The organism is Stenotrophomonas sp. HMSC10F07, from assembly GCF_001807895.1.
In the GTDB taxonomy this organism is placed as follows: domain Bacteria; phylum Pseudomonadota; class Gammaproteobacteria; order Xanthomonadales; family Xanthomonadaceae; genus Stenotrophomonas; species Stenotrophomonas sepilia.
Map to the genome: position 1 here is coordinate 19,077 of NZ_KV791393.1, position 11,550 is coordinate 30,626.

An 11,550-nucleotide genomic window follows, 5' to 3' on the forward strand; every position below is an offset into this window, starting at 1 on the left:
TCCATGGGCAGCCTGCCGAAATTCCTGCCGATTACCGTGATCGACTCCGCCGCACCGGTTCCCGCCGAGGCGCATTCGCACCACCATGACGCGGCGGCGCAGGGGCCGCGTTCGCTCGGGCAGCCGGCACCGTGCCGGCTGTTCGTGGACGAGACCGCGATCAGCGAGGCCGACATCGCCCGCGAGATGCAGCACCACCGGGCGATGCGCCCGCAACAGTCACGTGCCGAAGCGGCACGTGCACTGGTGGTGCGCGAACTGCTGCGCCTGGAAGCGCAGCGGCTGGGCCTGCAGGCGCCGGAGGGTAACCGGGTAAGTGACGAGGAAGTGCTGATCCAGCAGCTGCTGGAAGACGCGATCGAAGACCGCGTGCCGACCGATGAAGACTGCCGGCGCTACTTCGAGCAGAACCCGGAGCGCTTCCGCTCCCCCGACCGTGTGCGCCTGCGCCATATCCTGCTGGCCGCACCGGCCGACGACGTGGCCGGGCGCTTCGCTGCACGCACCGAGGGCGAGCGGCTGGTCGGACTGCTGAAGGAGTCGCCGCACCTGTTCGCCGATTTCGCCCTGCGTCATTCACGCTGCCCGTCCAGCAGCGAAGGCGGTGACCTGGGCTGGCTGCAGCGTGGGCAGACCACGCCGGAGTTCGACCGACAGGTGTTCCGCCTGCGCGAAGGCCTGGCCGGTTTCCCGGTGGAATCGCGCTGGGGCTACCACGTGGTCTGCGTCGATGCCCGCGAGGAAGGCCAGCCGCAGCCGTTCGAGGCCGTGCTGCCGCAGCTGCGTGACTACCTGGAGCTGCAGGTGCGGCAGCGCGAGGTGCAGGCCTACCTGCTGCAGTTGCAGGAACGCTACCCGGTGCGCGGGCTGGATGAGATCGAAGCCGAAGCGGATATCGGCTGAACCCCTTTGAACGAGGAAAATTCATGAACCAGGCCCTTGCCCCCGCCAGTGCCGGGCAGCAGCAACGTGCGCTGTGGCTGAGCACGTTCGCCTTCACCGTGTGCTTTGCGGTGTGGATGATCTTCTCGATCATTGGTATCCAGATCAGTCAACAGCTCGGCTTGAATGACACCCAGTTCGGCCTGTTGATCGCCACGCCGGTGCTGACCGGCTCGGTCAGCCGCGTCTTCCTCGGCATCTGGTCCGACCAGTTCGGTGGCCGCAAGGTGATGGTGCTGGTGATGCTGTGTGGTGCAGTCGCTACCTGGATGCTGACCTACGCACAGACCTACAGCCAGTTCCTGGTTGCCGCGCTGTGCGTGGGTATCGCCGGCGGCAACTTCTCGGTGGGCGTGGCCTACGTCTCGAAGTGGTTCCCGGCCAGCAGGCAGGGCACTGCGCTGGGCATCTTCGGTGCCGGCAACATCGGTTCGGCGGTGACCAAGCTGCTGGCGCCGCTGGTGATGGTGGCGGCCGGCTGGACCATGGTTGCCAAGGTCTGGGCCGTCGCGCTGGCGGTCACTGCGGTGCTGTTCTTCCTCTTCAGCAAGGAAGACCCGTCTCTGGAACAGCGCCGCCGCGAAGGCGTGAAGCCGGTGCCGTTCGCCGAGCAGATGGCACCACTGAAGAACCTGCAGGTATGGCGGTTCTCGCTGTACTACTTCTTCGTCTTCGGCGGCTTCGTGGCGCTGGCGTTGTGGCTGCCGCACTACCTGGTTGGCGCCTATGGCATGGACGTGGGCCACGCCGGCATGCTGGCGGCGTGCTATTCGATCCCGGCCAGCCTGTTCCGTGTGGTCGGTGGCTGGATGTCGGACCGGATGGGCGCGCGCCGGGTGATGTACTGGACCTTTGGCGTGTCGGCCATCTGCACCTTCCTGCTGGCCTACCCGGATACCGAGTATGTGGTGAAGGGTATCCACGGCCCGCTCCATTTCCATCTTGCCATCGGCGTGGTGATGTTCACCGTGCTGGTGTTCGTGCTGGGCTTCTTCATGTCGCTGGGCAAGGCCGCGGTCTACAAGCACATTCCGGTGTATTACCCCAGGCATGTGGGCGCGGTGGGCGGCGTGGTCGGCATGATCGGCGGCCTCGGTGGCTTCGTTCTGCCGATCGTGTTTGGCGCGTTGAACGATGCGGTGGGCATCTGGAGCAGCTGCTTCATGCTGCTGTTCGTGCTGGTGGCGGCTGCACTGGCGTGGATGCATTTCGCGATCCGCCGCATGGAACGTCGCCACTTCCCGCAGATCGACCGCGAAACCGACCTGCCCGAAGCCATCGACGCGGCCGCCGCCGAGCGGGTGCGCGGCGGGTGAAGGGGTGATGCCGGCCAGCGGCCGGCACGACCGAGTGGTGGGTGAAAGGGTAGTACCGGCCGCTGGCCGGCAGGAACCATCAGATGCGCCACGCTTGATTTCAATCAGGGCCACGCGAAGAGGAACGCCCGAAGATGTCTGCCATGAGCTTCCACGTTGACGAGAGCGAGGACACTGCGCTGCAGGCGGCATTGCTGCGGCAGCCACGGCACGTGCTGTTTCCGCCGGCTGACCAGTTCAGTACCGGCTTTGGCGAAAGCGGGTGGCGCGCCGCCGTGCGCGCCAGCAACGAGCACCTGATCCCGCGTGGTTTGACGCTCGGCTTCCAGGCGGGTCGTGGCGGGCGCGACGTACCACCGCAGGCGTATCTGGACACCCTGCTGCTGGCGCTGCGCCTGCAGGCCGGCGCGCTGGCTGAAGATCGCGAGGTGGTGGCAATGGTGCTGCAGTTGGGGCTGGCCGAGACGCTGCCGCCACCGCAGCTGGGCCAGCTGCTGGATGCCGTGCCGCAGTACTTGCGCACCGTGGCGCGGCCACAGGTGGAGGTGCGGCTGGACGCGGGCAGCGCGCTGGCGCCGGCACAACTGCGTGCGGTGGGCTGCACCCGCCTGAACGTGATCGATCGCGCCGATGCACCCGGGCCGACGCTGCTGGCGCATGCGCGACAGGTGGGCTTTACCGCGCGCTACTACCAGTTGCGGGTGCCCGGCAGCGCGGATACCGGCTTCATCGAACGACTGCATGAGGTGCTGGCCGAAGCGCCCGAGCGCATCCTGCTGCCGGCGCCTTGCGCGCTGCCAGAGCATCCCTCGGCGGAACGATGGCTGCAGAGTTGGCGCCTGCTGCGCGCAGCCGGCTACGAACCGATCGGTGGTGACCACTACCAGCGCGGCGACCTGCCGATCCCGCATGGCCCGGGCGATGGCCAGCGTCATTGTGACCTGGCCGGCGTGCCACGCCGCGACCGCAGCGATTTCATCGGGCTTGGCCTGTCCGCCTGCAGCCAGATCGGCGAGGTGTTCTACCGCCTGGAGGATGAACTGGGCGAATGGCGTGCGCGGCTGCAGGCCGGGCATATGGGCGTGTCTGCCGGATTGATCCTGTCCGAAGACGAGCGACTGGCGGCCGAGGTGGCGCAGAGTATCGCCTGCGATCACGCGCTCGATGCGGCTGCCTTCGAATGGCGCAACGATGAACCGTTTGAAGAATGCTTCGCCGGGCAGCTGCCAGCATTGGCACCGTTGCTGGCGCGCGGCTGGGCGCACTGGGATGCGCGCGTGCTGCGGCTGGCCGAAGAAGGGCGCCTGCTGTGGCGTATGATGGCCGCATGCTTCCGGCCGGCGGCCGCCATCGCTTGAGTCTTGCCCAGATGTCTTCGAATCCGCCTTCGCACGGCCGCCTTGGACAGGCCACCCCGAACCCCGCCGCCGCCGATGACGGCGACGCGCTGCACTTCTGCAGCACCTGCGCGTTTTCCGACGCCTGCATGTCGCAGGGCTACGACAAGACCGCACTGGGCGATCTGCACGTGCTGGTCGACCACGTCGGTCCGTTCCATGCGGGTGACTACATCTTCCGCGCTGGCGAGTCGTTTGATTCGATTGCTGCGGTGCGCGCCGGCATGGTCAAGACCTTCGTCGACGACAGCCAGGGCAACGAGCAGGTGCTGGGCTTCAGCCTGCCGGGCGAAGTGATCGGCCTGAATGCGATCCATGGTTCGCGCTTCCCCTGCAATGCGGTGGCGCTGGATACGGTGCATCTGTGCCGCATCTCGTTCCCGAAGCTGAGCTCGCTGGCCACGCGCATGCCCGGGCTGCAGGCCAAGCTGTTCAGCCTGCTCAGTGCGGAGATCGGCAAGGTCGCCACGCTGGCCGCCAACCACCGTACCGAAGAGCGCATGGCCGCATTCCTGCTGGACATGTCCGAGCGCTACGCGCGGCGCGGTTTTTCTGCCACGCGCTTCAACCTGACGATGGCGCGTACCGAGATCGCCAACTACCTGCGGATGGCGCCGGAAACCGCCAGCCGCGTGCTGCGCCGCCTGAGCGATGATGGGATCATCGCGGTGAAGCAGCGTGAGATCCTGCTGCTGCAGCCCGAGCGCCTGGCCGCGCTGGCGGTGGCCGACGAATCCGATCCGAACTGAACCTGGCCGGGAGCTGACGATGAAGCGAGCTGGACTGTTGTTGCTGGGCCTGCTGGCCACGGTGCCGGCCTGGGCGGCCACGCTGACCGTTTCGGCGGCATCGAGCCTGACCGAGAGCTTCCGCGAACTGGGCAATGCCTATGAGAAGGCGCACCCGGGCACCAAGGTCGATTTCAACTTCGCCGCGTCCGGCGTGTTGCTGCAACAGATCAGCCGCGGTGCGCCGGTGGATGTGTTCGCCTCGGCCGACGAAACCACGATGGACCAGGCCCAGCAGCAGGATCTGCTGGCGGCCGGCACCCGCGAGGTGTTCGCGGTGAACGCGCTGTGGGTGGTGGTGCCACCGCAGGCCAAGGCGGCGCCGCGTACCTTGAAGGACCTGGCCGGTGCCGGTGTGCAGCGCATCGCACTGGGCAACCCGGACAGCGTGCCGGTCGGCCGCTATGCCAAGGGCGCGCTGGAAGTGGCGGGCCTGTGGTCGTCGGTGCAGGGCAAGACCATCACCACGCAGAACGTGCGTCAGTCGCTGGATTACGTGGCGCGCGGTGAAGTGGATGCCGGCTTCGTCTATGCCACCGATGCGCAGGCGATGCCCGACCGGGTGCGCCGTGCGTTCGCGGTGCCGGTGTCCGGGCGCATTGCGTATCCGCTGGCGGTGACCAGGGCCAGTACGCAGCCGGCAGAGGCACGGCGCTTCGCTGCCTTCGTGCGTTCGGCACAGGGCCAGGCGATTCTGGCCAAGCACGGGTTCGGCACCCCCTGAGGCATGGATCTGGACTGGACCGCGCTGGGGTTGTCGCTGAAGGTGGCCGGCTGGGCCACCGCGATCAATCTGGTGCTGGGCGTGGCGCTGGGCGCGTTGCTGGCCCGCCGTCGCTTCCCCGGGCGCGAGCTGCTGGATTCGCTGCTGACCCTGCCGATGGTGCTGCCACCGACGGTGCTGGGGTACTACCTGCTGGTGTTGATCGGTCGCAATGGTCCGATCGGTGCGTGGCTGCAGTCGTGGTTCGGCGTCAACCTGGTGTTCACCTGGCAGGCGGCCGTGATTGCTGCGGCGGTGGCCTCGCTGCCGCTGGTGTTCAAGCCGGCACGCGCGACGTTCGAGGAAGTGGACGGGCAGCTGGAGCAGGCCGCACGCACGCTGGGTGTGTCCGAAGTGGCGGTGTTTTTCCGCATCACGCTGCCACTGGCGTGGCGCGGCATCCTCGCCGGCCTGCTGCTGGCGTTTGCGCGCGCAATGGGCGAGTTCGGCGCGACGCTGATGGTGGCCGGCAGCATTCCGGGCCGGACGCAGACGTTGTCGATCGCCATCTACGAGGCGGTACAGGCCGGCCAGGACGGCAAGGCCAATGCGCTGGTGATCCTGACCTCGGTGGTCTGCATCGTGATCCTGTTGCTGGCCGCGCGGCTGGTGGGTGGGCGTCGCCGGGAGCTGCGCGATGTGGCTTGACCTGCAGGTGCAGCGTCGCCTGCAGGCGGCCGGCCAGGAGTTCGTGTTGGACGTATCGCTGCAGTGCACGCAGCGGCAGGTGGTGTTGTTCGGGCCCTCGGGCGCGGGCAAGAGCCTGACCTTGAAGGCGGTGGCCGGGCTGCTGCGGCCGGGCCAGGGTCATGTGCGCGTGCAGGGGCAGACCCTGTTCGATGCGGCCACCGGCGTGGATCTGCCGCCGCAGCGCCGCCGGCTGGGCTATGTGTTCCAGGATTACGCGTTGTTCCCGCATCTGAGCGTGCGCCAGAACGTGGCGTTCGGGCTGGAGAAGGGGTGGTTGAATCCACGGAACCGCCAGCGCTTCGGTGCGGTGGAGCAGTGGTTGCACGCCTTCCGCATCGACACCGTGGGTGATCTGCTGCCCTCGCAGATTTCCGGCGGGCAGCGCCAGCGCACCGCACTGGCGCGGGCGCTGGTGACGCAACCGCAGGCGCTGCTGCTGGATGAACCGTTCTCCGCACTGGATCATGACCTTCGGCAGCATCTGCGCCAGGAGTTGGAGGCGGTGCTGGACAAGACCGGGATCCCGTTGTTGTTGATCAGCCACGACCCGCAGGACGTAGCCATGTTTGGTCAGCAAGTGGCGCGCGTGGTGGACGGCCGTATCGTCGGCGATTGACCTGCATCTGTAGAGCCGAGCCCATGCTCGGCTGCTCTGCGCGACACCGCCAACAGCAGCCGAGCGTGGGCTCGGCTCTACAGAATCTACGGATCAATACAACTCACAGTGCGTGCGGCCTTCGCCCCGCAACGCGTCCCAGTGCCCTTCGCCACCGATGGCATCGATGGCTTCGCGCACCGCGCCTTCCAGGTGGCTCTTGTTGCCGCACAGGTACAGGTGCCCACCGCGGGCCAGGACATCGCGCACTTCGGCGGCACGCTGCTGCAGCACATGCTGCACATAGACCTTTTCGGCGCCATCGCGCGAGAAGGCGGTATGCAGGCCGGCCAGCACGCCTCGCGTGTGCCAGTCCTGCAGCTGGTCGCGGTACAGGTAGTCGTGCTGGCGGTGCTTCTCGCCGAACACCAGGTGCACTTCACGCTCGCAGGCGTTGGCCTGCAATTCCTGCATCAGGCCCATCAACGGTGCGATGCCGGTGCCGGTGCCGACCAGCAGCAGCGGTGCCTGGCCGGTATCGGGCAGGTGGAAGCCGGGGTTGGAACGGCAGTACACCCGGGCGTGGTCGCCGCCGTGCAGCAGGCTGCCGGTGGCGGTGCCGAAGCGCTCGCGGTCGCGCAGGGTGTAGCGCACTTCGCGCACGCACAGGCTCAGCTGGTCGTCGCAAGGGTGAGAGGCGATGGAATAAGCGCGAGGCAGCCGCGGTGACAGCAGCCCGCGCAGCCGGGCCAGAGGAACGCTGTCCGGGGTGGCGTGGTCCTGCAGCACGTCCAGCAGGTCCAGGCCGTGCAGGTAGGCGTCCAGCTCGCGCTTCTGGCTGACCTTCAACAGGCCCTTCAGTACCTCGCTACCGCCGAGCCTGGCCAGTTCGCGCAGTACGCCCTTGCTCAGCAGGCGCAGCTCGCGGTCATGCAGGGCGGCCACGGCGGCGGTGTCGCCATACCAGGCAGCCAATGCCTGCAGCAGGGCGGGATCGTTCTCGGGTACCAAGTGCAGGGTGTCACCCGCGCGGTAGGCCATGCCACTGCCGGCAATGTCCAGCTGCAGGTGCCAGGCAGCGGGGTCGCTGCTGTTCAAGCGGCGACGTTCGATGATGGGGGCGGCAAACGCATTGTCTTCGCCATAGGCGGTGACCTGCAGGCGCAGGTCCTGGCCAGCGTTGAGGTCGCCCTCCAGCACCTGGCCGAGCACCGGCCGCCATTGCTGGAAGAACTGCTCGTAGCCCAGGTCGGCGTCCACCCGATGCAGCAGCGGCTGCGCCTGGCGCTCGCTCAGTGCAGCATCCAGCGCCTTGGTGAAGCCGCAGAAGCTCGGGTAGCCGGTGTCACCGAGGCCGAACACTGCATAGCGCAGCCCAGCCAGCGTCGGGGTCTGGCGCAGTGTTTCGAAGAACTGTTCGCCATTGGCCGGCGGTTCGCCATCGCCGAACGAGCTGGAGATCGCCAGCAGCACGTCGCCGTGACCGAGACTGGCCACGTCGATGTCGTTGAAAGGGAGCACCTGCGGCGCGTGCGGCTGCAGGTCCGCGCCCAGGCGCTGGGCCAGGGCGCGGGCATTGCCCGACTCGGACGCGAAACCCACCAGCAGGCGGCTGAAGGGCGTACTGGTCGGGAGGGCGTTCACGCGGCCTCGTAGAAGTCGTCGAACTTTTCCTTGCTGAACTCGACCAGGTCGTAGTTCTGCATCAGGTCGTTCACCACGCGGCGGATGCTGATGTAGGAGGTGATGTTGCCGTCGGCGTCGAACAGCGGTTGCACGGTGGTGTCGACCACGTAGAGCACGCCGCCCTTGCCGAGGTTGGGCACGATGCCGGTCCAGGTCTTGCCGGCCTTGATGGTGTCCCACATGTCCTTGTAGACCGCCTTGGGCACATCCGGATGGCGCACGATGCTGTGCGGCTGGCCGATCAGTTCCTCGCGGGCGAAGCCGGTGAGGGTGCAGAACAGGTCGTTGGCGTAGGTGATGTTGCCCTGCAGGTCGGTGGTGGAGATCACCATGACGTTCTGCATGGCGTTCAGCAGCTGGGCGTTGTCGGGGGTGTAGCTCATCGCAGGGTCCTTGTGGATGCCGGTAGCGCCGGCGTGTTCGGGTCCTGCATAGAGATACGCCCGCACGGCAGCGGGCGGTTTGACATTGGTCAAGCGGGTGGCGCGAAGGGCTGCGACCGGGTGTCGCAGGGAGCGTTCACTGCTGCAGGGGAAAGCCGATCGTCTCGTGGCAATGCTGCACGAGGTGGCGACCTCCCTCATTGATGTGCAAGGTGTCTGCGTCACCGAAGAACCGCAGCAGTGCTGCCCCGGTCGTACTGCCCGCGTGCGCGGAGCGTCTGGCTGCAGATGGCAGGAACGGATCAGCTCGCGGATCGTGTCCGCCCGGGAGGTTCGCGCGCGCAAGGGTGCCTTCGATCAGTAACTGCGCACATGCGCCAGCCAGATAGGCGACTGGTTCCCTTTGCCGGCCGCGCCGAGGCTGCCCTGACAATGCGGTGGCGATATGCTGGAACTCATGAGCGGTGGTGGCGATCACGCGCCTGCGCAGCGAATCAGCGTCCGGGCCGGAGGGAAACCAGAAGCTGACCACCTGGCCCGGCCGCTCTGGTCCTGGCAGTTGTCGCCAGATGCCGCCTCCGTCACTTACGATCGTGAGCTGATAATGCACAGGCGTCCGTTCCTGCCCATTGGCCTCGAGCGGCAGTCCAGCGGATCGTGCAGCGGACTCGCAGAGCTGTGATGCTTGCATGGCCGAAAGCGCTCCATCTGCCCAGAGAAGTCGAGTTGCGACGGATGACCACCCGCACTCGATGGACCGATTGGGATACTCCGAGCTTTCCGGGCCGGGTAGCACCGACACTGTGCTGATCTTCAGATGTGAGGATGGGCCTCGCAGCAGGGTGGCATACCCTCCATCGGGACTGACCAGTTCCCGGGGAGGCAGTTGGATGGACTGGCACGCACTTGTGGCCAGAAGGATTGCCGTCAGCCCAGCATAGAGCCCGAGGGCGGAGCCCGGTTGGGTACGCCTGGGCTGACGGCGCTGCATCAGGGGGTCAGCCCGCCAGCAGAGATGAGGGCGACACCGATTGCTGCCACGATAGTCCGTAGATTGCTCATTGGTACTCTCCAGGTTTGACGTCGATTGACCGATCAGTTCAACTCGCTGGCTCGGTACTCAATGCGTATCGACTCTGGCTCGATCAGGCAATCGGAATTGTTTCAAACACCTGCAGTAGTTGGCTCCGGGTCACATTCGATGCACCAGAGACATGCGAAGGTCGCGCCAATGGCGACACTTGCGCATCCAGTCACACCCTGTGGGGAAGTCGCGGGTGCGTCAGCCCATCAGATAGCGCAGCAGTCCGGCCGAGGTGACGCCGATCAGCACCGTCGGCAGCATCGACAGCCGCGTGGCGGCCAGCAGGGTGATCGCCAGCGCGGCGAGGTCGGCGGGCTTGTCAGCGACGAAGTCCGGGGCGATCACCGAGATCAGCACGCAGCCCGGCGCGGCTTCCATCACCGTCACGGCGCGTTTGCTCAACGTGCGGTTGCGCAGCGCGAGGAAGCCGACGATGCGGGTCAGGTAGGTGGCGGCAGCCATCAACACGATGGTCAGCACCGAGGTCCAGTGGATCAGGCCGTTGAAGGTCATGCGGCGTCCTCCGCCAGCAGCCAGGCGGCGGCCAGGCCGGCCAATGCGCCGCTGGCCACGTACCACGCACCTGGCACCAGCAGGTAGGTGGCGGCGGCGACGACCAGGCTGACCAGCCACGGTCTAGCCGCCTTCATGCCCTGCCACATGCCGCGCAGCAGTACCAGGAACACGGCGGGGAAAGCCATGTCGAAGCCATAGGCGTGGATGTCGCCCAACATCGGCCCGACGATCGCACCGAGTGCGGTGCAGGCCACCCAGACGGTGTACAGGCCTGCCGATACGCCCAGGTAGTAGGCCAGGCTGAAGCCAAGTGCGCGTCGGCGCGCATCAGCCACGCCCATCGCCCAGCTTTCGTCGCACATGAAGAACAGCGCTGGCAGCACCCGGCGGCGTGGCAGGTGTTGCAGCAGCGGGGCCAGGCTGGCGCCCATCAGCAGGTGGCGGCTGTTGACCAGCGCGGTGATCGCCACGATCAGTGCGATGTGCGGTGGCGAGGTCCACAGTTCGACGGCGGCGAACTCCGAACCGCCAGCGAAGTTGAGGCCGGTCATCAGCGGTACTTCCAGTGCGCTCAGGCCCTTCTGGGCCGCCTGCGCGCCGAGTACCAGGGCGAACGGAATGAAGCCGATCATCACCGGTACGGCGGCGCGCAGGCCGCGCAGGAATTCGGCACGCGGCGCGGTATCGCAGGTGTCTGGCAGGGGGAGGGTGGTACGGGCGTCCATGGAACGGCACGACGAGGTGGGGGTGGCCCATGCTAGCGGTCCGATCACGAAATCGGGTTGCGTTGATGCCACTGGATTCTGGATGATTGATATTCCATGCGGCCAGAGTCGACCAGGACGAAATTTCATGCAGTACCAGCTCGACAACCTTGATCGCCGCATCCTCGACGCCCTGCAGCGCGACGGCCGCCTGCAGAACCTGGAGCTGGCCCGTCTGGTCGGGCTGTCGCCGTCGGCCTGCCTGCGCCGGGTGCGGCTGCTGGAGGAGGGCGGTTACATCGACCGCTACGTGGCGCTGTTGAACGAGGCCAAGGTGGGCCGCGGCTTCACCGTGTTCGTGCGGGTGTGGCTACGCGGGCAGGACGAGGACACCACCAATCACTTCATCAACAGCATCAAGTCTTTCCCGGAAGTTCTGGAATGCCATCTGATGGCCGGTGACTGCGATTTTCTGCTGCGGGTGGCGGTGGCCGACCTCGACGCCTACCGGCAGTTCCAGATGCAGCACCTGAACCGGATCGCAGGGGTGCAGAACACCAAGACCGAGATTCCGATGCAGCGGATCAAGCAGACGACCCAGCTGCCGCTTTGAGGGATGGGGTTTGCGGCCGGGTTGCACCCGGCACCCGCGGGTAGTGCCGGCCGCTGGCCGGCAACCTCAGAAG

General features: G+C 66.7%; 13 protein-coding genes. 8 read left to right on the top strand and 5 right to left on the bottom strand.

Going from position 1 to position 11,550, the window contains the following annotated elements:
- The first annotated feature begins 3 nt into the window (after positions 1–3).
- The 7 genes from HMPREF3114_RS11280 (at position 4) to HMPREF3114_RS11310 (ending at position 6,512) form a co-directional block, all read left to right on the top strand.
- Entirely contained in the window at positions 4–903 is a 900-nt protein-coding gene (locus HMPREF3114_RS11280) for a peptidylprolyl isomerase (protein WP_053499732.1), read from the top strand.
- Positions 904–926: 23 nt separating this feature from the next.
- Positions 927–2,258, top strand: a complete 1,332-nt coding sequence (locus HMPREF3114_RS11285; RefSeq protein ID WP_053499730.1) for an MFS transporter — start codon at positions 927–929, stop codon at positions 2,256–2,258.
- Between the two features lie 143 nt (positions 2,259–2,401).
- Entirely contained in the window at positions 2,402–3,616 is a 1,215-nt protein-coding gene (locus HMPREF3114_RS11290) for an oxygen-independent coproporphyrinogen III oxidase (protein WP_053499727.1), read from the top strand.
- Positions 3,617–3,627: 11 nt separating this feature from the next.
- Positions 3,628–4,404, top strand: a complete 777-nt coding sequence (locus HMPREF3114_RS11295) for a helix-turn-helix domain-containing protein (protein WP_005416832.1) — start codon at positions 3,628–3,630, stop codon at positions 4,402–4,404.
- Between the two features lie 19 nt (positions 4,405–4,423).
- Positions 4,424–5,167, top strand: a complete 744-nt coding sequence (gene modA, locus HMPREF3114_RS11300; RefSeq protein WP_053499725.1) for a molybdate ABC transporter substrate-binding protein — start codon at positions 4,424–4,426, stop codon at positions 5,165–5,167.
- Between the two features lie 3 nt (positions 5,168–5,170).
- Positions 5,171–5,854, top strand: coding sequence for a molybdate ABC transporter permease subunit (modB, locus tag HMPREF3114_RS11305; RefSeq protein WP_070489802.1), 684 nt, complete (start codon positions 5,171–5,173; stop codon positions 5,852–5,854).
- On the top strand, positions 5,844–6,512 hold the full coding sequence (locus HMPREF3114_RS11310; RefSeq protein ID WP_053501169.1) for a sulfate/molybdate ABC transporter ATP-binding protein: 669 nt from the start codon (positions 5,844–5,846) through the stop codon (positions 6,510–6,512). The genes modB and HMPREF3114_RS11310 overlap by 11 nt, the downstream gene beginning before the upstream one ends.
- A 93-nt stretch (positions 6,513–6,605) precedes the next feature.
- On the opposite strand, the gene HMPREF3114_RS11315 is transcribed toward HMPREF3114_RS11310, so the two are convergent.
- The 5 genes from HMPREF3114_RS11315 to HMPREF3114_RS11330 all read right to left on the bottom strand — a co-directional run bounded on the left by HMPREF3114_RS11315 (position 6,606) and on the right by HMPREF3114_RS11330 (position 10,885).
- Positions 6,606–8,135 (bottom strand): diflavin oxidoreductase, encoded by a 1,530-nt coding sequence (locus HMPREF3114_RS11315; RefSeq protein ID WP_070489803.1) that lies wholly within the window; start codon positions 8,133–8,135, stop codon positions 6,606–6,608.
- Positions 8,132–8,560: a PAS domain-containing protein gene (locus HMPREF3114_RS11320; RefSeq protein WP_005409905.1), complete on the bottom strand. Its 429-nt coding sequence runs from the start codon at positions 8,558–8,560 to the stop codon at positions 8,132–8,134. The genes HMPREF3114_RS11315 and HMPREF3114_RS11320 overlap by 4 nt, the downstream gene beginning before the upstream one ends.
- A 136-nt stretch (positions 8,561–8,696) precedes the next feature.
- A complete protein-coding gene (locus HMPREF3114_RS21010) occupies positions 8,697–9,251 on the bottom strand; it encodes a ubiquitin family protein (protein WP_139727192.1) in 555 nt (184 codons plus the stop codon).
- A 591-nt stretch (positions 9,252–9,842) separates the two neighbouring features.
- Positions 9,843–10,157, bottom strand: a complete 315-nt coding sequence (locus HMPREF3114_RS11325) for an AzlD family protein (protein WP_053501167.1) — start codon at positions 10,155–10,157, stop codon at positions 9,843–9,845.
- Entirely contained in the window at positions 10,154–10,885 is a 732-nt protein-coding gene (locus HMPREF3114_RS11330) for an AzlC family ABC transporter permease (protein WP_014037422.1), read from the bottom strand. Before HMPREF3114_RS11330 ends, HMPREF3114_RS11325 begins: the two co-directional genes overlap by 4 nt.
- Before the next feature lie 127 nt (positions 10,886–11,012).
- Here HMPREF3114_RS11330 and HMPREF3114_RS11335 point away from each other — a divergent pair, with 127 nt between their 5' ends.
- The gene (locus tag HMPREF3114_RS11335) at positions 11,013–11,477 is read left to right on the top strand and encodes an Lrp/AsnC family transcriptional regulator (RefSeq protein WP_005413654.1); all 465 of its coding nucleotides are present in this window, start codon (positions 11,013–11,015) and stop codon (positions 11,475–11,477) included.
- Positions 11,478–11,550: the final 73 nt, after the last annotated feature.

Excerpts from the sequence above, each read along its gene's own strand:
- HMPREF3114_RS11295 (WP_005416832.1), top strand. The coding sequence starts at position 3,628 with ATGTCTTCGAATCCGCCTTCGCACGGCCGCCTTGGACAGGCCACCCCG.
- HMPREF3114_RS11335 (WP_005413654.1), top strand. The coding sequence starts at position 11,013 with ATGCAGTACCAGCTCGACAACCTTGATCGCCGCATCCTCGACGCCCTG.
- HMPREF3114_RS11325 (WP_053501167.1), bottom strand. The coding sequence starts at position 10,157 with ATGACCTTCAACGGCCTGATCCACTGGACCTCGGTGCTGACCATCGTG.
- HMPREF3114_RS11280 (WP_053499732.1), top strand. The coding sequence starts at position 4 with ATGGGCAGCCTGCCGAAATTCCTGCCGATTACCGTGATCGACTCCGCC.
- HMPREF3114_RS11320 (WP_005409905.1), bottom strand. The coding sequence starts at position 8,560 with ATGAGCTACACCCCCGACAACGCCCAGCTGCTGAACGCCATGCAGAAC.
- modB (WP_070489802.1), top strand. The coding sequence starts at position 5,171 with ATGGATCTGGACTGGACCGCGCTGGGGTTGTCGCTGAAGGTGGCCGGC.
- HMPREF3114_RS11290 (WP_053499727.1), top strand. The coding sequence starts at position 2,402 with ATGAGCTTCCACGTTGACGAGAGCGAGGACACTGCGCTGCAGGCGGCA.
- HMPREF3114_RS11310 (WP_053501169.1), top strand. The coding sequence starts at position 5,844 with ATGTGGCTTGACCTGCAGGTGCAGCGTCGCCTGCAGGCGGCCGGCCAG.
- HMPREF3114_RS11285 (WP_053499730.1), top strand. The coding sequence starts at position 927 with ATGAACCAGGCCCTTGCCCCCGCCAGTGCCGGGCAGCAGCAACGTGCG.
- HMPREF3114_RS21010 (WP_139727192.1), bottom strand. The coding sequence starts at position 9,251 with ATGCAAGCATCACAGCTCTGCGAGTCCGCTGCACGATCCGCTGGACTG.
- modA (WP_053499725.1), top strand. The coding sequence starts at position 4,424 with ATGAAGCGAGCTGGACTGTTGTTGCTGGGCCTGCTGGCCACGGTGCCG.
- HMPREF3114_RS11330 (WP_014037422.1), bottom strand. The coding sequence starts at position 10,885 with ATGGACGCCCGTACCACCCTCCCCCTGCCAGACACCTGCGATACCGCG.